At 71.2% G+C, this 21,427-nt stretch carries 20 protein-coding genes; 5 read left to right on the top strand and 15 right to left on the bottom strand.

Translation table 11 applies throughout. The features are described from left to right. A complete protein-coding gene (locus tag OHA37_RS40420) occupies positions 1-591 on the bottom strand; it encodes a TetR/AcrR family transcriptional regulator (protein ID WP_266914517.1) in 591 nt (196 codons plus the stop codon). A gap of 160 nt (positions 592-751) precedes the next feature. On the opposite strand from OHA37_RS40420, the gene OHA37_RS40415 reads away from it, so the two are divergent. Continuing rightward, on the top strand, positions 752-2,389 hold the full coding sequence (locus OHA37_RS40415) for a condensation domain-containing protein (RefSeq protein ID WP_266914516.1): 1,638 nt from the start codon (positions 752-754) through the stop codon (positions 2,387-2,389). A 153-nt stretch (positions 2,390-2,542) separates the two neighbouring features. Here the strand turns inward: OHA37_RS40415 and OHA37_RS40410 are convergent, their stop codons facing one another. Next, positions 2,543-3,715 carry a glycosyltransferase gene (locus tag OHA37_RS40410; protein WP_266914514.1) on the bottom strand — a complete coding sequence of 391 codons (1,173 nt, stop codon included), beginning with the start codon at positions 3,713-3,715 and terminating at the stop codon, positions 2,543-2,545. A 169-nt stretch (positions 3,716-3,884) separates the two neighbouring features. Here OHA37_RS40410 and OHA37_RS40405 point away from each other — a divergent pair, with 169 nt between their 5' ends. Together OHA37_RS40405 and OHA37_RS40400 are read left to right on the top strand one after the other, a co-directional pair. Further along, positions 3,885-5,282: an NDP-hexose 2,3-dehydratase family protein gene (locus OHA37_RS40405; RefSeq protein WP_266914512.1), complete on the top strand. Its 1,398-nt coding sequence runs from the start codon at positions 3,885-3,887 to the stop codon at positions 5,280-5,282. Then, positions 5,279-6,277: a Gfo/Idh/MocA family protein gene (locus tag OHA37_RS40400; RefSeq protein ID WP_266914510.1), complete on the top strand. Its 999-nt coding sequence runs from the start codon at positions 5,279-5,281 to the stop codon at positions 6,275-6,277. The genes OHA37_RS40405 and OHA37_RS40400 overlap by 4 nt, the downstream gene beginning before the upstream one ends. Positions 6,278-6,409: 132 nt before the next feature. Here OHA37_RS40400 and OHA37_RS40395 read toward each other — a convergent pair whose 3' ends face one another. Both OHA37_RS40395 and OHA37_RS40390 read right to left on the bottom strand, forming a co-directional pair. Beyond that, positions 6,410-6,829: an ester cyclase gene (locus OHA37_RS40395; RefSeq protein WP_266914508.1), complete on the bottom strand. Its 420-nt coding sequence runs from the start codon at positions 6,827-6,829 to the stop codon at positions 6,410-6,412. 102 nt (positions 6,830-6,931) lie between these two features. After that, positions 6,932-7,576: a dihydrofolate reductase family protein gene (locus OHA37_RS40390; RefSeq protein ID WP_266914506.1), complete on the bottom strand. Its 645-nt coding sequence runs from the start codon at positions 7,574-7,576 to the stop codon at positions 6,932-6,934. Between the two features lie 133 nt (positions 7,577-7,709). Between OHA37_RS40390 and OHA37_RS40385 the strand changes: the two genes are divergently transcribed. Further along, positions 7,710-8,777 carry a glucose-1-phosphate thymidylyltransferase gene (locus tag OHA37_RS40385; protein WP_266914504.1) on the top strand — a complete coding sequence of 356 codons (1,068 nt, stop codon included), beginning with the start codon at positions 7,710-7,712 and terminating at the stop codon, positions 8,775-8,777. 29 nt (positions 8,778-8,806) lie between these two features. Here the strand turns inward: OHA37_RS40385 and OHA37_RS40380 are convergent, their stop codons facing one another. Then, positions 8,807-10,003 carry an RNA-guided endonuclease InsQ/TnpB family protein gene (locus tag OHA37_RS40380; protein WP_328694622.1) on the bottom strand — a complete coding sequence of 399 codons (1,197 nt, stop codon included), beginning with the start codon at positions 10,001-10,003 and terminating at the stop codon, positions 8,807-8,809. Positions 10,004-10,158: 155 nt separating this feature from the next. On the opposite strand from OHA37_RS40380, the gene rfbB reads away from it, so the two are divergent. After that, positions 10,159-11,154 (top strand): dTDP-glucose 4,6-dehydratase, encoded by a 996-nt coding sequence (gene rfbB, locus OHA37_RS40375; RefSeq protein WP_266914500.1) that lies wholly within the window; start codon positions 10,159-10,161, stop codon positions 11,152-11,154. A gap of 71 nt (positions 11,155-11,225) precedes the next feature. Here the strand turns inward: rfbB and OHA37_RS40370 are convergent, their stop codons facing one another. From OHA37_RS40370 to OHA37_RS40325, 10 genes are all read right to left on the bottom strand, one after another. Next, positions 11,226-11,840, bottom strand: a complete 615-nt coding sequence (locus tag OHA37_RS40370; protein WP_266914497.1) for a dTDP-4-dehydrorhamnose 3,5-epimerase family protein — start codon at positions 11,838-11,840, stop codon at positions 11,226-11,228. A 166-nt stretch (positions 11,841-12,006) separates the two neighbouring features. After that, entirely contained in the window at positions 12,007-13,506 is a 1,500-nt protein-coding gene (locus OHA37_RS40365; RefSeq protein ID WP_266914495.1) for a DHA2 family efflux MFS transporter permease subunit, read from the bottom strand. Positions 13,507-13,670: 164 nt separating this feature from the next. Continuing rightward, entirely contained in the window at positions 13,671-14,138 is a 468-nt protein-coding gene (locus tag OHA37_RS40360) for an ester cyclase (protein ID WP_266914493.1), read from the bottom strand. 129 nt (positions 14,139-14,267) lie between these two features. Next, the gene (locus tag OHA37_RS40355) at positions 14,268-14,837 is read right to left on the bottom strand and encodes a cupin domain-containing protein (RefSeq protein WP_266914491.1); all 570 of its coding nucleotides are present in this window, start codon (positions 14,835-14,837) and stop codon (positions 14,268-14,270) included. Between the two features lie 49 nt (positions 14,838-14,886). Further along, on the bottom strand, positions 14,887-15,810 hold the full coding sequence (locus OHA37_RS40350; RefSeq protein WP_266914489.1) for a TauD/TfdA family dioxygenase: 924 nt from the start codon (positions 15,808-15,810) through the stop codon (positions 14,887-14,889). Further along, positions 15,807-17,474 (bottom strand): AMP-binding protein, encoded by a 1,668-nt coding sequence (locus OHA37_RS40345; protein WP_266914487.1) that lies wholly within the window; start codon positions 17,472-17,474, stop codon positions 15,807-15,809. Before OHA37_RS40345 ends, OHA37_RS40350 begins: the two co-directional genes overlap by 4 nt. Further along, positions 17,464-18,123, bottom strand: coding sequence for a thermostable hemolysin (locus tag OHA37_RS40340; RefSeq protein WP_266914485.1), 660 nt, complete (start codon positions 18,121-18,123; stop codon positions 17,464-17,466). Before OHA37_RS40340 ends, OHA37_RS40345 begins: the two co-directional genes overlap by 11 nt. 43 nt (positions 18,124-18,166) lie before the next feature. Then, positions 18,167-19,354 carry an FAD-dependent oxidoreductase gene (locus OHA37_RS40335; protein WP_266914483.1) on the bottom strand — a complete coding sequence of 396 codons (1,188 nt, stop codon included), beginning with the start codon at positions 19,352-19,354 and terminating at the stop codon, positions 18,167-18,169. Positions 19,355-19,394: 40 nt separating this feature from the next. After that, positions 19,395-20,387 carry an aldo/keto reductase gene (locus tag OHA37_RS40330; protein WP_266914639.1) on the bottom strand — a complete coding sequence of 331 codons (993 nt, stop codon included), beginning with the start codon at positions 20,385-20,387 and terminating at the stop codon, positions 19,395-19,397. 173 nt (positions 20,388-20,560) lie between these two features. Further along, positions 20,561-21,427: an ester cyclase gene (locus tag OHA37_RS40325; RefSeq protein ID WP_266914481.1), complete on the bottom strand. Its 867-nt coding sequence runs from the start codon at positions 21,425-21,427 to the stop codon at positions 20,561-20,563.

Here is a 21,427-nt window from a genome sequence, read left to right as displayed (position 1 = left end):
CTACGGCGCGCCGGCCGCCGGGCCGGTCAGGATGCCGGTCAGGGCGGCCAGGCGCTCGCGGGTGAGGTCCGGGCGCAGGCGGCGGCCCCAGGTGAGGGTGGCCAGGCCGTGCCAGGCGCTCCACAGGACCTCGGCGACGAGGTCGGGGTCGCGGTCGGCCGCCACCGGCAGGACGGCCTGCCTGATCTCGGAGAAGGCCGTCAGGAGCGGCTGCGGCGTGCCGGCTTCGGAGTGTTCGAGGCCCACGTCGAGGGTGAGCATGGCCTCGTAGAGGACCGGGCCGCGGGCCGCGAAGTCGGCGTAGGCGCGCGCGACCGCGTCCAGGGCCGTGTGCGGGTCCTCCGAGGAGAGCCGGGCCGCGTGCAGTGCCGCGGCCAGTTCGGCGAAGCCTTCGAGCGCCACCGCGTTGACGATGGCGTCCTTGTTCTTGAAGTGCTGGTAGAGCACGGGCTGGCTGTACTCGATGCGCTCCGCGAGCCGCCGGGTGGTGACGAAGTCCCAGCCTTCCGCCTCGGCCATCTCGCGCGCCGTGGTGAGGATCAACTGGCGGCGCTGGGCCTGCTCGCGGACGCGGCGCTCTCGGAGGGTCATGCGAACCACGGTAGCACTGCCAGTGAAATTCTAGTTGTCAGTGATAGGGATTCTGTCTTTGGGTGGGAGCTTTTCGGCCGTGTCCACAGCGGTCGTCTAGTGGCCTTCTAGGTGCGGTCGGCAGCATGCGGGGCAAGACCGCCCACGGAGAGGCCACCCCATGCAGACCCCGACTCCCCTGGAGCAGCTGCTCGACCTGGCGGCGGACCTGCTGGGCCACGACCGGCGGACCCTGCCGGCCAGGGCTTCGGGCTCGCCGTTCATGACCCTCGGCGGTGGGCTCGGCCAGGCCATGCGGCTCCAGGCCCTGGCCGGCGACCGGCTCGAACTCTCGCTGGACATACCCCAACTGCTCGGCCCCGTCCCGCTCGCGGACGTGCTCGCGCGGGCCGTTCCCGTCCCGCGCGGCGCGGAGCCCGGTGCGCCGGGCTCCGGGCCGCGCGCACTGCTGCCCGGGCAACTGGCGGCCCTCACCGCCCAGCAGTACACCGGATCCGCCTCGGTGCACCGGATCCTGAGCGCCGAGCTCACCGGGCCGCTCGACCTGGGGGCGCTGCGGACGGCTCTGGACGCCCTGAGCTCGCGCCACGAGGGGCTGCGGACCGCGTTCGGGTCCTCGCCGCGGGGTCCCGTACGGCGTGTCCTCGACTCGTACACGCTGCCGCTCGTCGTCATGGCCAAGGCGCCCGCCGACGGTGCGGAGCCGGTGGCCGCGGCGCACGCGCGGCTGGCGGGGGACGTGGAACACCTGGCCGGCCATCCGCAACGGCCCCCGCTGGCCTTCGCCCTGACCCGGCTGGCGGCGGACCGGCACCTGCTGACCTTCCTGTACCACGAGGCCGCGGTGGACTGCTGGTCCGTCTCGCTGGTCTGGCGGGAACTGCTCGCCGACTACGGCCGCGCCGTACGGAGCCGGCCGCTCGACCGGCGCGGCCACCGCGGCTGCGACGCGGTCCTGCGGCGGGCCGAGGGGCTCGACCGGTCCGGCGCCCTGCGCGCGCTGGCGGCCGAACGGGTCAAGCGGCTGCGCGACTTCCCCGCCGTCGTGGACCTCGCGGAGCCGGGCAGGCGGCCGGCGGTGTTCGACTTCCGCGGCGGCCGGGTGCTGTTCGGCCTCCGACGGGGACTGCGCGAGGCGGTGGACGCGACGGCCGCGCGGGCCGGGGTACCGCACGCGGTGGTGCTGCTCGCGGCGTGGGCGCTGGCCGCGGGCCGGCGCTCCGGGCACGAACGGCTGCTGGTGGGCACCGAGATGCCGCGCCGCCCCACGGCCGAGCTGCTGGGCACGGTCGCGCCGTGCTCGGCGACGGTGCCGGTCTGCTGCGAGCTGGAGGGCGGGGTCGACTACTTCCTGCGCGGTGTCGCCTGCGAGTTCGGCGAGGCGCTTCGCTTCGCGGACCTCGATACGGCGGCCCTGGCGCGCGAGCTGGGAGTGCACGGGGAACGGTCCCGGCCCGCGCTGACGCAGGTGGCGTTCGCGGCCTGCGACGAACTGCTGCCCGAGACCCTGGAGGCGGGGCCGCTCACCTCGCGCTTCCACCACGGACACCTGGGCGGCGCCACCGCGGACGCCGCGCTGAGGGTGCTGCGGTGGGGAGGGGATCCGCTGCTCGGCCTGGACTTCGCCTCGGGCGTGTTCACCCGGGCCGGGGCGGCGGCGCTGGCGGACGAGCTGCTCGGCTGCCTGGAGGCGCTGACGGGCGCGGACCCGCAGGATCCCGTCGAGGACCTGCCGATCGTCGCCGACCACGCGGCCGCGGCCGGGCGTGCCCGGCCTTCGGCGCCGCCGCCGGGCTGACGGCCACGGTACATCCGGTGCGCGCATGACCGGGGGAGGATCCGCGCGCACCGGATGCCATGGGCCCGGACGACGGGGGTGGGACGTCCGGGAGTTCTCTGTCGCCTGCGGACCGGCGTGGAGCAGGGGTTGGGGGCCGGTCCGGGAAGCTCGTCAGGCGGCGAAGTCGGGGAGGCGGGCGGCGACCTCCTCCGGGGAGGGCATCGCGGCGATCTCCGCCGCGACCTTGCGGGACGCGTCCCGGTAGCTCTCGTCGGCCAGGATGCGGCGGGCGCCGTCCGTCACGGCGTCGGCCGAGAGGCCGAAGACGACCTCGCCGGCGCCGGCGGCCTGCAGGGCCTGGCCGTTGGCCGGGCCGTCCGCGCCCTGCGGGACGATCAGCTGGGGCACTCCGGCCGCGAGCGTGGCCAGGGTCGTGCCGCTGCCGCCGTGCTGGACCACCAGCGACGCGCGGGCCAGCACCTCGGACTGCGGCACCCACGGCGCGGCGATCACGTTGTCGGGCAGTTCGCCCAGCTCGGCACGCTGGATCCGGAACCCGGTGGCCACCAGCACCGGGAGGCCCAGCGGGCGGAGCCCGTCGATCACGGTGCGCAGGTTGTCGGCGGAGCCCAGCGCGGTGCCCAGCGTGAGGTACACGAACGGGTCGCGGGAGGCGCCCAGTCCGCCCGGGATCTCGCCCTGCTCCACGTACGGAACGGGGCGCAGCTCGATGCGCGGCTGGCCGGACTCCAGGAAGCTCCGGTCCTGGATGGAGGGCGGGCAGATGTCGATGACGGTGTTCCCCAGGGTGCTGACCCGGTCGGCGGGCACCTCGACGCCCAGGTCGGCCGCGGTGGCGAGGATCTCCTGCCGGAGCCGGCCGGCCTCGTGGTCCTGCGCGAGCAGGCCCACGTCGTGCGCGAGGGCGGGGATGCCGGCGAGCCGCGCGGCGAATCCGGCGCCCGGGTTGAGCACCTCGTGGACCACCAGGTCGGGGCGGTAGGTGGCGAAGGCCGCGGCCAGGTCGGCGGCGATCCAGCGGGGCAGGACGGAGCCGAACACCTTGATGTGCAGGTCCGCGAGGACCGACGCCGGAACGTCCTGAGCTCCTACTTCGCCACCGTGCTGTTCGAGGAAGGCTTGACCGCCCGCTGCTTCGATGAACGCCTCGGGTACGGAACGGCCTGCCGTCACCGGCTCGAACCCGGCGCCCTGCAGGGTCTGGTGGAACTGCTCTCCCGTGGCGAACGCGACCTGGTGGCCGGCTGCCCGTGCGGCCCTCGCCAAAGGAAGCAAGGGGAAGACGTGCCCGAAATTGCCCACGCTGGCAAAGAGGATTCTCATGAGGCCTCAGCGTAGGGACGCCCCCGACGCATGTCTAGTGCTGCTAGAAAATTTATCATCGATCGATTCACTGTCGAGGCTCGCTCCAGTGGCGGGCGATCGAGCTCCCCCATCCTCGCGATGCGGCCGCCTGCCCCTGGGCATGCGGAACAAGGCGAAGGAGCCATTGATGATCACAGCCCAGACGGTGCCCGCGGGCCTCGTTCCGAGTCTCGGGCGACGGTTCGCGCTGTCGGCCCAGACCCTCGACAGCGCGGTGACGCCCAACCCGGTGTTCCGCGCGTGGTTCGCCGAGCAGCGGCGCACCAACCGCTACGACGTGCGGCGCATCCCCTTCTCCGAGCTGGTCGGCTGGCACTTCGAGGACTCCACGGGGAACCTCGTCCACGACAGCGGCCGGTTCTTCTCCGTCGTGGGACTGGACGTGCGGACGGAGTGGAACGGATACGGCGCGTCCTGGTCGCAGCCGATCATCAACCAGCCCGAGATCGGCATCCTGGGCATCGTCGTCAAGGAGTTCGACGGCGTCCTGCACTGCCTGATGCAGGCCAAGATGGAGCCCGGGAACATCGAGACGGTCCAGCTGTCCCCCACGGTGCAGGCCACGCGCAGCAACTACACCGGCGTGCACAAGGGCGCGGCCGTCAACTACATCGAGTACTTCCGGCCGCCGCGGGTGGGCTCGCGGGTCCTCTACGACTCGCTCCAGTCCGAACAGGGCTCCTGGTTCCTGCGCAAGCGCAACCGGAACATGGTCGTGGAGGCCATCGGAGACGTGCCGCCGCACGAGGACTTCGTGTGGCTGACGCTGGGCCAGATCCACCAGCTGCTGAACGAGTCCAACGTGGTCAACATGGACGCCCGCACGGTGCTCTCGCTGATCCCCTCCTCCGCCGGCGAGGGCCCCGCGCTGCACAGCACGGAGCACCTGCTGAACCGGCTCACCGAGATCAAGGCGCTCCGCGAGCTGGTGCAGACCACCATGCCGCTGTCGGACGTACAGCGGTGGAAGCGCACGGACCACGCGATCGAGCACGAGACGGGACACCACTTCAGCGTCATCGCCGCCTCCGTGCGGGCCGCGAACCGCGAGGTGAAGAGCTGGACCCAGCCGCTGATCGCCCCCGCCGAACAGGGGCTCGCCGCCTTCCTGGTGCGCCGGATCGGCGGGGTGACGCACCTGCTGGCACAGGCCAGGTCCGAGGCGGGCGTACTGGACGTGGCGGAGCTGGGCCCGACCGTCCAGTGCCAGCCGGCCCGGGCGCTGACCCTGCCCCCGGAGCAGCGGCCGCGCTACCTGGAACTGGTCCTGCGGGGTCAGGGCCGGCTGCTGTACGACACGGTGCAGTCCGAGGAGGGCGGCCGCTTCCACCACGCGGGCAACCGCTACGTCCTCGTCGAAGTGGGGGACGAGTTCCCCCTCGACGTTCCCGATGACTTCCTCTGGGTGACCCCGGGACAGCTCGCGGGCCTGCTGCGGCACAGCAACTACCTCAACATCGAGGCCAGGACACTGCTGACCAGCCTGCGCGCGACCCGCGCGCTGGACGGGGAGCACGGCCTGTGAGCGGGACCGGAAGCGGTACGGAGCCGAAGGCCGGCCGGCTGCGGATCGGCGTGCTGGGGTGCGCGGACATCGCGGAGCGCCGCATGCTGCCCTCGATGCTGGAGCAGCCGCTCGTCGAGGTGACGGCCGTGGCCAGCCGCCGGATCGAGCGGGCGCGGCAGTTCACCGAGCGGTTCGGCGGCGCCGCCGTGGCCGGGTACGAGCGGCTGCTGGAGCGGGACGACGTGGACGCGGTGTACGTGCCGCTGCCGCCCGAACTGCACGTGGAGTGGACCCTGCGGGCGCTGGCCGCCGGGAAGCACGTGCTGTGCGAGAAGCCGTTCGCCACCAGCCTGGCCGACGCGCAAAAAGCCGTGTCCTTCGCCCGGGAGAGCGGCCTGCTGCTGATGGAGAACTTCATGTTCCTCCACCACTCCCAGCACGCGGAGGTACGCCGGCTGGTGGCGGAGGGCCTGATCGGCGAGGTCCGGCTCTTCAGCTCGGAGTTCGGCATCCCGCTGCGCCCCGACGCGGGGCCCGGCGGCCTCCCGCGGCGCGCGAGCACCCTGCCGGAGGTCGCGGCGTACCCGATCCGCGCGGCCGGTCTCTTCCTCGGTGACGGACTGCGGGTGGCGGGGGCGCAGGTGCGCCCGGACAGCCCCTACGGTCCACAGCCCGCGGGCAGCGCGCTGCTCGTCTCGCCGTCGGGGGTGGCGGCCCAGCTCGCGTACGGGGTCGAGCACGGCTACCGCAGCGGCTACGGGCTCTGGGGCAGCGAGGGACGGCTGCGGCTGGAGCGCGCCTTCAGCACGCCCGACGAACTCACCCCCGTGCTCCGGGTCGAGCGGGGCGGCACCGTCACGGAGACGCCGCTCCGGGCGGACCGGCACTTCACGAACATCGCCGGCGTGTTCGCCCGGGCCGTGCTGTGCGGGGAGGACTTCACCCCGCACACGGAGGCGATCTTGGCCCACGCCCGGCTCGTGGACGAGGTGGAGCGCGCCGCCTCGTTCTGACGGCGGGACGACGGGACGGCGGGACGGCGGGACGTCAGGACGACGGGACGACAGGACGGCCGATGGGCCGGTGCGCGCGGTGAGCTCCACCGCGTACACCGGCCCATCGGCCCGTCACCTGCCTGGGGGGCGCTACTCCCCCTGGCCCGCGTAGAAGTCGGCGCCGAGCTGGTGGAACATCCCCGCCACGTCGAGCTGGTCCCAGTGCTCGGCCAGCAGGCCGTCCTCGACGCGCCAGATGTCGATCGTCTGGAAGGTCAGGGTGCGGCCGGTGGCCGGTATGCCGAAGAAGACGCCCTGGTGGGTGCCCGAGTACTCGAAGCGGCCGACGATCCGGTCGTCTGCCACGATCAGGTCGTGCACGAGGATCTTGACGTCCGGGAAGGCGTCGAAGATCTGCTGGAAGAAGGCCGTGTTGGCCTCGATGCCGTCCGCGACGATCGGGTTGTGGTCGATGTGTCCGGGAGCGGTGTGCTCGGCCATCGTGCTCACGTCGTGACTGTTGATCATGTCCACGAAGCGCTGGATGAGTTCGCGGTGGTTGTCAGACATATCGGTGTGCCTCTCTCGGGCTCTGGCGTCGGTGGTCCGAGGATCCTCAACCCCGGTCGAGCCGTTCTGGAGGACGCCTGGCCCAAGACACCCCCTAGGCGGTCATCTGCGCCAGAAGAGGTGGTGGGTCACCCCGCTCGGGCTGGGAACGACGTCCAGGTGGAACCGGTCGAGCAGTTCGTCGGGGGATTCCCACAGCCGGACTCCGGACCCGAGCTTCACCGGTGAGACCGTCACGTGCAGGGTGTCGACGAGGTCGGCGTCGAGGAACTGCCGGATGGTGGTGGCCCCGCCGCCGAGCCGGACGTCCTTGCCCTGCGCCGCCTCCCGGGCCCGGCGTAGGACCGTGGCGGGGTCGGCGTCGACGAAGTGGAACGTGGTGTCGGACAGCGTGAGCGAAGGACGCTCGTGGTGGGTCAGGACGAACACCGGGGTGTGGAACGGGGGCTCGTCGCCCCACCAGCCCTGCCACGTGTGGTCGAGCCAGGGCCCGCGCTGGGGCCCGAACTTGTTGCGGCCCATGATCTCGGCGCCGATGTTGCGGGCGTAGTCCCGCGTCAGGTAGTCGTCGAGGCCCCGGCTGCCCCCGGGCTCGGTGCGCATGGGCCAGCTCGCCGTGGCGCCGGCCCAGGAGAACAGTCTCTCGGGATCGACGTGCCCGAACGGCCTTTCGAGGGTCTGGTCCTCGCCGGCACCGATCCCGTCACTTGAGACATTGAAGTTCTGGACTCTCAGCAGCTGGGCCACGTGTTCCTCCTGTGGTGTCGGTCGACGATGGTGAGACCTGCCGGACCGGGAAAACTCATCGGCGCCCGCGCGGGAGACCTGCACGGGCGGTCCCCCACCCCGGCTCAAGTGCCCGCTCCTAGCCTTCGGTGCCATGAAAGCTCTCGTGCTCTCCGGCGGGGCCGGAACCCGCCTGCGCCCCCTCACCCACACGTCCGCCAAGCAGCTCGTTCCCGTGGCCAACAAGCCGGTGCTCTTCTACGGCCTGGAGGCGATAGCCGACGCCGGCATCACCGAGGTCGGGATCATTGTCGGGGACACCGCCGAGGAGATCAGGGAAGCCGTCGGCGACGGGTCGAAGTTCGGGCTCCAGGTCACCTATATCCCGCAGTCGGCGCCCCTCGGCCTGGCCCATGCCGTGGTGATCGCCCGTGACTTCCTCGCCGACGACGACTTCGTCATGTACCTCGGGGACAACTTCATCGTCGGCGGCATCCGCGACCTCGTCGAGGCCTTCCAGGCGGAACGGCCGGCCGCGCAGATCCTGCTCACCGAGGTCTCGGACCCGAAGGCCTTCGGGGTGGCCGAACTGGGCCCCGACGGCCGGGTGGTGGGCCTGGAGGAGAAGCCGGAGTTCCCCAAGAGCAATCTCGCCCTCGTCGGCGTCTACCTGTTCACCGGCGCCGTCCACCGGGCCGTACGCGCCATCGAGCCCTCCTGGCGCGGCGAGCTGGAGATCACCCACGCGCTGCAGTGGCTGATCGACGCACACGAGGACGTCCGCTCCACGACGATCTCCGGCTACTGGAAGGACACCGGGAACGTCGCCGACATGCTGGAGGTCAACCGCTCCGTCCTCGAACTCGCCGAACCGCACACCCGCGGCGAGGTCGACGAGGAGAGCGAGATCATCGGGCGGGTCCAGATCGACGAGGGCGCCCGGGTGAGCGGATCGCGCATCGTGGGTCCCGTGGTGATCGGGCAGGGCGCGGTGGTCTCGGGCTCCTACATCGGCCCGTTCACGTCCATCTCCCGCGACTGCCGGATCGTCGACAGCGAGATCGAGTTCTCCATCGTCCTGGACGGGGCCTCGGTGCGCGGCGTCAGCCGCGTGGAGGCCTCGATCATCGGACGCCACGCGGAGGTGACCCCCGCCCCGCCGGTGCCCGCCGCCCACCGGCTCGTCCTCGGAGACCACAGCAAGGTGCAGATATCCTCTTGACTTTTCCCCCTCCTGAAGGAGGGGGATTCCTACGGCTCGCGCCGTGGGGTTTCCTGCTTCGCCGCCGACTGCCCGCCCGGAGTTCTCCGTTGAGGTCTTACACCAGCTCCACAGGCTGTAACCGCCAGTCCGGCGGCCAGAAGGTTCTTCGCTGCGTTCACGTCACGATCGTGGGTGGCGCCGCAGTCGCACGTCCACTCACGGACGTTGAGAGGCATCCTCTCGGCGAGAGTGCCGCAGTTCGAGCACAGCTTGGAGGACGGGAACCAGCGGTCGACCGCGATCACCTCACGGCCGTACCACTGCGCCTTGTACTCCAGCATGCTCCGGAACTCCGACCACGCCGCATCGCTGATAGCACGGGCCAGGCTCCGGTTTTTGACCATGTTGCGCACGGTCAGGTCCTCGATCACGAGCGTTTGGTTCTCACGCACGAGTCGAGTGGTCAGCTTGTGCAAGTTGTCTCTGCGCCGGTCGGTGATCCGAGCATGGATCTTCGCGACCTTCCTGCGGGCTTTGGCCCGGTTCGCACCGTCGCCCTTGGCCTTCTTCGACAGGCGGCTCTGAGCCTTGGCCAGCGCGGCGCGGTCGCGGCGCTCATGCCTCGGGTTGGCGATCTTCTCCCCGGTGGACAGGGTGAGAAGGTGATTTAGGCCGACGTCGATCCCGACCGCCGCATCCGTGACGGGCAGTGGCTTCACGCTCGGGTCGTCGCACAGCATCGAGACGAACCACCGGCCGGCCGCGTCCTGCGACACGGTCACCGTCGACGGGCTCACGCCCTCCGGCAACGCCCGAGACCACACGATGTCCAGCGGTTCGGACAGCTTCGCCAAGGTCAGCTTCCCGTCCCGGTAGCGGAACGCGCTGGTGGTGTATTCGGCGGACCTGCGGGACTTTTTACGGCTCTTGAAGCGCGGGTACTTTGCCCGCTTGCCGAAGAAGTGGGTGAACGCCACCTGCAAGTGCCGAAGCGCCTGCTGGAGGGGGACCGAGGAGACCTCGGACAGATAGGCCAGTTCCTCGGTCTTCTTCCACACCGTCAGCATCGCCGAGGTCTGGTTGTAGTTGACCCGCTCCTGCCGCGCCCACGACCAAGTGCGGGCTTCGAGCGCCAGGTTGTAGACCTTCCGCACGCACCCGAACGTGCGCGACAGCTCGGCTGCCTGCGCATCGGTCGGATGGAAGCGGTACTTGAACGCCCGCTTCACATGGCCCACGGTCACGCTCACAAACTAGCGGGGCTATCAGTGAGAACCCAAACCTGCGGGTCAGATCACTGCGATCCGCCCTGACGGCGAATCGCAGCCCAATACCCTGCTCCGCAGGGGTTTCGTTTCCTCCCGCGGCCAAAGCCGGGGGTATCCACGAAAGGAACCTGATGACCACGACACGCATCCTGGTGACCGGCGGAGCCGGGTTCATCGGCTCCCACTACGTCCGCACCCTGCTGGGCCCCCAGGGGCCGGGCGACGTGGAGATCACGGTGCTGGACAAGCTCACCTACGCGGGCAACCCCGCCAACCTCGACCCGGTCCGCGGGCACCCCGGCTTCCGCTTCGTGCGGGGCGACATCTGCGACGCGGAGCTGGTGCGGGAGCTGGTCGCCGGCCACGACCAGGTCGTGCACTTCGCGGCGGAGTCCCACGTGGACCGCTCCATCCTCGGCGCCGGCGAGTTCATCACCACGAACGTCCTGGGCACCCAGACCCTGCTGGACGCGGCGCTGCGCCGCCCGGGCGGCAGCGCCCGCTTCCTGCACGTCTCCACGGACGAGGTGTACGGCTCGGTGTCCGAGGGCTCCTGGCCGGAGACCGACCCGCTGAAGCCCAACTCCCCGTACGCGGCCTCCAAGGCCTCCTCCGACCTCATCGCCCTGTCCTACCACCGCACGCACGGCCTGGACGTGCGGGTCACGCGCTGCTCGAACAACTACGGGCACCACCACTTCCCCGAGAAGGTCATCCCGCTGTTCGCCACCCGGCTCCTCGACGGGCTGAGCGTCCCGCTGTACGGGGAGGGGCTCAACGTCCGGGACTGGCTGCACATCGACGACCACGTCCAGGGCCTGGAACTGGTGCGCACCGGCGGCCGGCCGGGCGAGGTGTACAACATCGGCGGCGGCACGGAGCTGAGCAACAAGGAGCTGACCACGCTGCTCCTGGACCTGGCCGGCGCCGGCTGGGACAGCGTCGAGCACGTGGAAGACCGGCTGGGGCACGACCTGCGCTACTCGGTGGACTGCTCGAAGATCTCGGCCGAACTGGGCTACCGGCCGCGCAGGGACTTCGCCGAGGGGCTCGCGGAGACCTTCGCCTGGTACCGGGACAACCGCGCCTGGTGGGAACCGCTGCAGGAGCGGGCCGCCCTGTCCTGACCGGACGGGCGGCGGGCACACGAAGACGCGGCGGGCACGCACATCGCCCGCCGCGTTCCCGTGCGTCCGGATCAGCGGGCGGGGCGGTTCGCGTGGGCGTCCCCGTAGGAGGCCACGGCCTGCTGGTAGGTCGGGAGCAGTCCGAGGGCGACGGCCTGCGAGAGGCCCGGCGCGGCGGCGTCCTTCTCGGACCTGATGTACGGCTCCGAGCCGTTCCACGGTATGCCGATCTCCGGGTCGAGCGCCTGGATGTCCACCATCGTGCCGGGCACGTACTCCTCGGAGCAGAGGTAGTTCATGCAGGTGTCCTCGGTGAGGGCGAGGAACGCGTGCCCGAGGCCGTCCGCGAGGTAGACGCCGATGCCCGAGTCGGCCTCCTGAAGGGTGGTGTCGAACATCCCGAAGGTGGGCGAGCCGACCCTGAGGTCCACGACCACGTCCAGGGCGGCGCCCCGTACGCAGGTCACCAGCTTCGCCTGGCCGGGCGGCAGCGTCGTGCCGTGGATCCCGCGGAGCGTATTGCGCCGGGAGACCGAGAAGTTGACCTGCCGGACGGTGAACGGCTGGCCGGTCAGCTCGGTCAGTTCGCCGATGCGCCAGGCCTCGAAGAACCTGCCCCGGTTGTCCGCCAGTGGCGACGGCGTGATCCGGAAGGCGTCCTGGATCTTCATCTCCTCAATGGGCATGATTCCTCGGTTCGTTGTCGTGAGTCGTGGACTGCGGGCCGGGTCAGAGTCTGCGACGGCCGGCTCCGGCACCGCTCGGAACGGGCTGGAGCGGGCCGGAGCGGACATGGCGACGGCCTCCGCGCGCGGGCGCGGAGGCCGTCGGTGTCCGTACGGGGCTGCGGCCTCAGCGCACCGCGGCCGGCTCGGGAGCGGACTTCGGCTCGGACGGCGCCTCTGTCTGGGACCCGGACTGGGACGGGGACCCGGACTGGGCCACCGGCGGGCCGGCCGCCTTGCGGCCCGGGGCGATCAGCATGGACACGGTGGCGGCGGCCACGGCCGCGGCGCCGACCCACATGGCGGGGACGAGGCCGTCGACGAAGTTCTGGGCCGAGGCGTACCCGCCGTTGGCGCTGAAGATCGAGGCCAGCAGGGCCACACCGAGCGCCGCGCCGACCTCACGGGTGGCGGCGGTGACGCCCGAGGCGATGCCCTGCTCGTGCTCCTTGACCGAAGCCATCGTCAGGTTCATCAGCGGCGCGTAGAACAGGGCCATGCCCGCGCCACAGATCATCAGGGAGGGCAGCTGGGCGACGTAGGAGACGCCCGGGTCGAGGACGAAGGCCCACCAGACCATGCCGACCGTCATCATCGCGAGGCCGAGGGTGACCACCGGCTTGCCGCCGATGCGGTCGGAGACCAGGCCGCCGAGCGGGGCGACGACCATGGGCATGGCGGTCCAGGCGAGCAGCCGGACGCCGGTCTCCATGGCGCTGTAGCCCTGGATGCTCTGGAAGAACTGGGTCATCAGGAAGATCGCGCCGAACATGCCGACCGACATCAGGGTGCCGGCCAGGTTGATCGCGGTGAACGCCTTGATCCGGAACAGCCGCATCGGCACCATCGGGTGCTCGGTGTGGTTCTCCCAGAGGACGAACAGGACCATGACGACGGCTCCGCCGATCAGTGAGCCGAGCACCAGCGGCGAGGTCCAGCCGTCGATGTTGCCCTTGACGATGCCGAGGACGATGCCGAACAGGCCGATGCCGCCCAGGACGGTGCCGACGACGTCGAGGCGGGAGCCGGAGATCTTGCTCTCCGCCAGCATGCGCAGCGAGACCGGCGCGAGGATCAGACCGATCGGGACGTTCAGCCAGAAGATCCACTGCCAGGAGAGGTGCTCGACGATGGCTCCGCCGACGAGCGGGCCGGCGGCGACCGAGAGTCCGTTGACGGCGCCCCAGATGCCGAGGGCCGCGCCGCGCTTCTCCGCGGGTACGGCGGCGGTCAGCAGGGTCACCGACAGCGGCATGATCATCGCCGCGCCCGCGCCCTGGACGGCGCGCGCCGCGATCAGTTCGTTGATGCCCGGGGCGAGCGCCCCGGCGGCCGAGGCGGCCGTGAACAGCAGCAGGCCGAGGACGAAGACCTTGCGCCGGCCGAAGCGGTCACCCAGTGCGGCGCCGAACATCATCAGCACCGCGAAGGACAGCGTGTAGGCGTTGACCGTCCATTCCAGATCAGAGAGGCTGCCGCCGAGTTTGTCCTTGATGGTCGGCAGCGCCGTGATGATCACTAGCTGATCGAGCCCCGCCATGAAGGAGGCGACACTGGTGGTGAGGATGGCCCATAAGGCCACCTTCTTGGTTCCACCGCCCGAGGCTGGGGAGTTGACGGCGCTCATTCAGAGCTTCCTTTCTGGAGGGTGACACATGCCGAGCCGGCGCTCATGACGCTACGGACGGAACCTCAAGTTCAACTTGAGTTCCGGTCGGGCCCGCTCAACGCTGCGGGGCCCCGCACCGGTGTCGGCACGGGGCCCCGCATCAGCGCGAAGGGGGTACCGGGTCAGCCGAGCTGGCGCTGGAAGGTGGCGATGTCGAAGTAGAGGGTCTCGTCGATCAGCACGTCGCCGTCGAAGTGGAAGAAGACGGCGACCGGGGCGTCGATGGACTTGCCGAGGTTGGGTATGCCCCGCCAGTCCGCCTCCTGCTTGCCGCGCGCCTGCGCTTCGAGGATCACCGCGGTGGGGGTGTGGTGCACGTGGTGCAGCTCGTGCTCCAGGTTGGGGAAGGCGGCCTGGAGCTCGGCGAAGTAGCCCTTCTTGATGGCTTCCGCGCCGATCAGCGGGCCCTCCTCGAAGGCCTGGATGCGGTAGATGCCACCGCGCGGGAACGTGGCGAGCACACCGTCGATGTCCCAGGCGATCTCGGCGACCGTGTGCTCCAGGATGACCGCCTCGCGCTTCTTGCGCAGGTCGGCGTCGGGCGCCGGAAGGTCCGCACCGGGCAGGATGAACTCGTGCTCCATGGCCATTTCGATTCCTCCACGCAGTGACCGTCTACTGATGCGGCTGACGCTAGGAGGCACACCTCGGCGCGCCCTCGCGTACCGCTCGAATATCGGTTCGTGCGGGTGGACGTACGGGCGGAAGCAGGGGGTTGGTCAGGCAGCGGCGCCGCTCCGGTCGGCGCGCTGCGGCGGACGGTAGCTGGGGCGGTAGCCGCAGGCCAGGCCGACCGGCGCGAGCAGGGTGGACAGGGCCATGTCGACGGCGTGGGGGCGGCCGGTGACGGCCCGGTACTCGTCGCGGAAGCCCAGGGCGAGCAGCGGCATCTGCAGGAAGGGGGTGCCGTCGGGGCGCAGCCTGCCTTCGCCGGCCAGCCCCCACAGGGTTTCGAAGAGCTGCTCGGTCCGGTAGGCGGGGGTGACGCGCCAGGTCATCCGGGTCCGCCCGGGGCCGCCGTTCCACATCGAGTGGGCCACGTTCGGCGGGATGTGGAACTCCTCCCCCGCGCCGTACGTGTGCAGGGTGCCGTCCAGCCGGACGCTGATCTGCCCGCTCTGGACGCGGAAGAGCTCGGTCTGCTTCGGGTGGTAGTGCGCGGGCGGCATGTGGGCGGCGCTCGCGTAGTCCACTTCCACTTCCAGGTAGGCGCCGTCCGTGTCGGCCGCCGTGGCCAGGAAGGTGAGCCGGTCGTCCCCGAGGTGCAGGGTGTCTCCGGAGCGTGCCATCGGATGTTTCTCCCATCATCGGTCCGGACGGTCCGGACGGTCCGGACGGTCAGGCGGCGGAGGTCTCGATGTAGCTGAGGGCGTTGAAGATCGTGCGGTTCGGGTCGGTGATGGCACGGCGTCCGTGCATGACCCGGGTGTTGTCGATGAGGGCGGCGTCGCCGTCCTGCCAGTCGAGGTTCTCCGTCAGCCGGGCCGTCACCGACTCGACCTCGGCCAGCAGCCGCGCGGACAGCTCGGTGCCGTCGGCGAAGGTGATCTTCGGCTTCTCGTAGTTGAAGGAGGGGCCCAGGATGCTGTTGGCGAAGGAGCGCCGTGCGGCGAAGACGGTGGGGCCGGCCGCGGGGGTGCGGAAGGAGTAGCGGACTCCGCCGTCCTCCTGGGCCACGATCCTGGTGCCGGGCGTCCGGTCGCCGAGCGCGACGAGTTCGCGCACGTCGATCTCCCCCGCGGGCGTGGTCCCGCCGAGCAGGTGGTGGGCCATGGCCCGCCACTGCGCCTCGGCCACGTAGCGGCTGTAGACGATGTCCTGCGCGGCGAAGGCCTCGCGCGCGGCGGGGCTGAAGGCGTCCCAGACGCGGTAGCCGTCGCAGACGGTGGTCTGGGAGCCGGAGGAGGCGGCCTTCTCGCAGAAGAACCAGGCGAGGTGGGAGCGGAAGGGGCTGTTGCCGTTCTCGGTGTGCAGGCCGACCTCGTCGAAGCCGGCGTCCACCTTCTGCGCGACCTCGGAGTAGAAGTCGCGGGCGGGGTCCAGGGTGGTCGAGGTGGAGGTGGCCTGCACCAGCGAGGTGAAGGCGGCCATGTCGGACGTGAAGCCCCGGAGCAGCAGGAAGCCCGCCTCCGCCAGCAGGTCGCGCAGGACCTTCGGGTCGATGTCCGCGAGGCTTCCGCCCTCGACGGGTTCCACGAGCAGTCCGGTGCCGGTGCCGTAGGGGGTGGTTCTGACGGCGGTCGTCGTGAGCGCGGGGGTCATGCCTTCTCCAGGTTCTTCTCGTGGTGGTGTGCCTCGTCGCGGCGCGGCTCGTGGTGCCGTTGCAGTACGTGGGCCCGTACGACGTCGCGCCGGGGGCGGCCGGTGACGGTGAAGCAGGTGGCGTACCCGGGATCGTCCTCGGGCATGAGGTGGATGACGGCGGCGCGTTCGATGCCGGAGAGGCGCTCGCGGCCGAACTCGTCGATGCGGCGCCGTGCGGTGGCCTGGTCCAGGCCGGCGTCGACGACGAAGAGGCCGTGGACCTGTTCGAGCCCGTCGGCGACGACCGCCGCCTCGCGGACGAAGCCGAGTTCGCGGTAGCGGGACTCGACCCACTCCGGGGAGACGTTGCGCCCGCTCGCCGTGATCACCATGCTCTTCTTGCGGCCGGTGATCCGCAGGTAGCCGTCCTCGTCGATCTCGGCGAGGTCGCCGGTGTGCAGCCGCCCCTGTGCGTCCACGACGACGCTGGAGGGGTCCTCCCGGGTGTACCCGGCGAACAGCGAGGTGCTGTGGATCAGCAGTTCGCCGTCCTCGGCCAGTTCGGCCCGTACGTGGTCCAGCGGGCGGCCCACGGTGCCGAACCGGACCTCGCCGGGGAAGTTCCACGAGACCACCGAGGAGTTCTCGCTGAGCCCGTAGCCCTCGTGGACGGTGAGTCCGTACGCGTCCAGGCGCCGCAGGACCTCTGCGGGCACGGGGGCTCCGCCGCAGGCGATGAAGACCGGGCCGTCGTGGCCGAAGATCCGCTGGTGCCGCTCCCGCACGTTCTCCTCGGGCCGCTCCTCGCACAGCGCGAGGAACAGGGCGGCGACCGTGGGCGGTACGACCAGGGCGGTGGGCCGGGCCTGGCGCAGCAGGGTGAGCATCCGGGGGCCGGCGTCGGCGGCGGTGCCGACCAGCGCGGTGCCGGGCGGCAGGAAGGACACCGACCCGCCCGTGAGGAAGGGCATGTAGAGCCCGGCGACCTGCTCGATGAGCAGGCTCAGCGGCACGACCGAGAGGTAGCGCTCGAAGTCGGCGGGGCGGATCCGTGCCCGCAGCGAGGTCAGCAGTTCGTCCAGGCCGTGCCGGCGGATCCGTACGCCCTTGGGGGCCGAGGTGGTGCCGGAGGTGTGGATGACCTTGACGACCGCGTCCCCGGCGGGGACCTCCGGGCGGGGCGCCGCTGCGGGCGCCGCGGCCATCAGCTCCGGAAGGCCGACGGGGGTCACGGGGCAGCCGGCCGGCAGGACGGCGGTCGCGGTGCTCCCCGTCCAGCGCTCCAGTGCGCGGGCGCCGCCGTCGTCGACGAGGCAGAGGTCGGCGCTCTCCAGGAGGGAGGCCGCCTGCTCGGCGGTGAAGGCGGTGGGGACCGGGATCTCCACGGCCCCGCAGAACAGGACGGCGAGGTCGGCGACGACCCACTCGGGGGAGTTCTCGGCGAGCAGGCCCACCCGGGCGGGGCGGCCGTGCTCCCCGGCCCACCGCCCCAGGCGGCCGGCGAGGACGAGGGCCGCGCCGATGATCTCGCGGTAGCTCCAGGCGGCGGCCGTCCCGGCGGAACCGCCGGCGGTTCCGTCGGCGGTCCCGTCGGCGGCGAGCACCCGCACCATCACGGCTTCGCTGTCCGCCTGTTCCAGCAGTCGCCCGGCGAGGGACACCCGGGGCGTGTCACGCGGCACGGGTCAGCACCTTCGCCTCCGGGCGGTTGCTGACGAACCGCATGTCGATCGTCTCGAAGCAGTAGCGGCCGATCGCGGCGAGCAGCAGCGTGCTCTGTTCGGCGGCTATGGCGTACCCGACCATCGGCCGGGTTTCGTAGTACGAGCCCCAGGTGGCCGCCTCCTCGGTGGTGAGGCGGTCGGGCGAGGCGTCGGCGAGGGGGTGGAAGACCACGCCGAGACGCTTCATCAGGGCGGCGAGCCGGTGGGTCATCGTCATCACCGCGTAGGGCCGGCCGAGGCAGGCCATGACCAGCGGGATCGCCTTGATGATCTCGGCGCCGGCGGTCACCCGGATCGAGGAGATGTTGCCGACCTGCATGACCTGGGAGCGCTTGACCGGCGCCTCGACGGAGGCGGCGATGACGTCCTCGACGGGACCGTCGAGATAGCGCTCCAGCAGGATGCTGCTCCCCTCCCCCTCGGGGAAGGACAGGCCCGCGCAGGCGAGGGCTTCCTCGGTGCCGTCCTCGGAGTCCTCGAAGAAGGCGAGGAAGCTGTCCGGGTCGGGAGAGATGCTGGCCTGGTACTGCTTGGCGAACACCTTCTGGGCCAGGTCCGCGGCGACCAGCCAGTCGGGAGTGCCGCGCTCGGAAAGCGTGATTCTCATGTGCCGCCCCTTTTGGAGGGTGGAGTGGGAGGAGGGGAGGGTCTCACCGCAGGCTGCCGGCCACGGCGGTGCGCCGCGTCACCGGCTTGGCGCCGACGGCGAGTCCGGCGGCGTGCACGGCGCTGTTGATCGAGGTCTCGGCGAGGATGCCGGGGGCGGCGACGGCGTCGCCGATCAGGTAGACGCCGTCCCCGCGGTCGACGGCGGGGCGGTCGCGCCAGCTCAGGCCGGGCAGGTCGAGGGCGCCGGTGCGGCCCCTGGAGACCCCTTCGCGGCGCCACAGGATGCGGTCCCGCCAGCCCGGGGTCGTCAGGTCGAAGAGCTTCTCCAGCCGGGCCAGCGCCTCGCCCTTGGACTCGCCGGGCCGCAGCGGCATGGCGCCCTGGAAGAGGGCCTCGCCCTTGGGGGCGAGCGAGGGGTCGTGGTCGGAGTACTGGGAGGTGAAGCCGCCCTCGTCCATGTCGAAGGAGACGTTCCCGTCCTTCTTGGAACGTGTCACGGCCATGTCGAGCAGGGCGGAGGTGCCGCTGGGCCAGTCCAGCGAGCTGTCGCCGAGCAGGCTGCGGGCGGAGGCCAGCGAGGTGGCGACGATCACCGGTCCGTCGGTGGGCAGTTCGGTGATCCGCGACCCGGTCTCGATGACCACGCCGTGCCGCTTGGCCACCCGCTCCATGCGCTCGACGACGGTGCCCCAGCCTCCGATGAAGTAGCGGCTGGGCAGCGGGAAGCGGGGGGTGCCCACGCGCAGCAGCCGCTCCCAGACGAAGGCCGCGGACAGCCGGCCCGGATCCCCGTCGAAGAGGATGGGGCCGAGGAAGCCGAGGGCCTCGTTGACGGTCTGCTGGTCGAAGCGCTCGCTCGCCCAGTCCTGGAAGGAGCGGTCGACGGGGACCTCGATGTCCCGGTGGAGCCAGCACATCTTCATGTAGCCGCTCGGCAGGGTCATCCGCAGTTTGCCCTGGTGCCGAAAGCGCATCCGGGTCCACTCGTGGAACGACAGCCGTACGTAGCGGCCGGCCAGGCCGCGCTGGAGCAGCCAGTGCCAGACGGGCCCGTTGTCCATGATGGTGTGGGGGCCGTCGTTGGTGACGTAGGGCGCGGAGGCCGACCGGGCGCGCCCGCCCAGGTGCGAGTGGGCCTCGTGGACGGTGACGCGGGCTCCCTTTTCCGCGGCGGTGATCGCCGCGGCCAGGCCGGCCAGGCCTCCGCCGATGATCGTGATGTTCGCCATGGTCATTCACTCACTCACGTTGGGGTGGACGGAGCCTGGTTCAGCCGTCGAGGGTGGCCATGGCGCCGGCGGGGTAGCGGTCGCCCACCGTGCTGCCGTGGGGGGCGATCTTGTCGAGGGCCGCGAGGTCGTCGGTGCTCAGCTCGACGTCGGAGGCCGCGATGTTCTGCTCCAGGTACGTGACCCGCTTGGTGCCGGGGATGGCGACGACGTCGTCGCCCTGGGCCAGTACCCAGGCCAGCGCGAGCTGTCCGGTGGTGATCCCCTTGGCCTCGGCCAGGGCCTCCAGCTGCTCGACGACGTGCAGGTTGGCGTCGAGGTTCTCCTTCTGGAAGCGGGGGACCACGCGGCGGAAGTCGTGCTCGGCCAGGTTGTCGAGGTTGCGGATGGCGCCGGTCAGCAGGCCCCGCCCGAGCGGGCTGTAGCCGACGAAGCCGATGCCGAGCTCGCGGACCGTCTCCAGAACGCCGTTGACCTCGACGTCGCGGGTGGACAGGGAGTACTCGGTCTGCACGGCGGTGAGCGGATGGACGGCGTGGGCGCGGCGGATGGTCGGGGCGGCCGCCTCGGAGATGCCGAGGTGGCGCACCTTGCCGGCGGCCACCAGCTCGGCCAGGGCGCCGAAGGACTCCTCGACCGGTACGCCGGGGTCGACCCGGTGCAGGTAGTAGAGGTCGATCCGGTCGGTGCCGAGCCGGCGCAGGCTGCCCTCGACGGCGGCGCGGATGTACTCCGGGCGGCCGTTCTGCTTGCCGGTGATCGTGCCGTCGGGGGTGACCTCGTTGCCGACCTTGGAGGCGACGACGACCTCGTCGCGCCGCCCCGCGATGGCCTTGGCGACGAACTCCTCGTTGGTGTGCGGACCGTAGAAGTCCGAGGTGTCGAGCAGGTTCACGCCGAGTTCGAAGGCCCGGTGGGCCGTACGCAGGGCCTCCTGGTCGTCGGCCGGACCGTAGGCGAAGGTCATGCCCATGCATCCGAGACCCTGCTCGGAGACCACCAGGCCCTGGCTGCCGAGCTTTCGTTGCCGCATCATCATGCGCCTTCCGCGGTAGTTATCGACGCTAGAAATACTAGCTTAGCTAGACTAGAGAATTGCCGGAGCCGCCCTCAAGGCCTGGGCCAGGAGGGCGGCGACCCGTCGTGCCGCTGTACGCCGGACCGCGCGTGCGTCAGGCCTCGTCGTACGTCAGACCGCGCCGTGCGTCAGGCCGCGGAGGCCAGTTCGCTGGTGACGGAGGACCAGGTGTGCTCCTGCTCCGCCGCGTTCCCCGCGAGCGCCTCCCAGGGATCGGCGCCGAGCGCCTCGGCCGCGGCCTCGCGCAGCCAGACGTCGAAGGGGTCGCGGGACTGGGCGAGCCGCTTCGCGGCCGCCGCCGGGTCGCGGGACTCCACCCGGGCCACCAGCACGTCCCGGCCGTCGAGCCGCTGGAGGGCGAAGGACTCCTGGAGGATGCCGGCCCTGCGCCGCGAGGCCTCGTACTCGCGTCGCCGCGGCCCGGAGAACTCCGCCTGTACGTCCTTCCAGCGCGCGGCGCCGCCCTCGGGGAGCGGCAGCAGCACGGTGGCGGGCTCGACGCTCCGGCGGGCCGCCGCGCGGGCGGCGGTGCGCGAGGAGGGCGCCAGGCGCCGCATGCCGAGTACGGAGAGCATGTTGGACTCGACGCCGATGCCCCAGCGTTCGGCGATCAGGCCGTCGTCCAGCAGCCGCCAGACCACCACGCCCTGGAACTCGATGTAGTGCCCGGTGGGGGGCATGCCGAGGAACTCGCCCCGGTGCGTGCCGCGCCAGGTGTTGTGGATGACGACGTGATCGCCGTGGGCGCTCATGTCCTCGATGGTCACGTGCAGGTCGGGGAAGCCCTCGCGCAGACCCGCGATGGTGTACTTGACGCCCTCCAGCCCCTCGGGCGCGCCCGGCAGCGGCTGGTGGTCGACCATGCCGGGGCTGTAGATCTCCTCCACGATGGAGAAGTCGCCCCGGTTCACGAAGGTGTCGAAGACCGCACGGATGGTCTTCTTGTTGCGCTCCTCCACGCTCACCGCGCTGCGCACCGTCTCTTGTATCGACAC

This window comes from Streptomyces sp. NBC_00335 (genome assembly GCF_036127095.1).
In the GTDB taxonomy this organism is placed as follows: Bacteria; Actinomycetota; Actinomycetes; order Streptomycetales; family Streptomycetaceae; genus Streptomyces.
The sequence above is the reverse complement of the archived record's forward strand: the minus strand, read 5'-3'. Positions and strand labels throughout refer to the sequence as shown.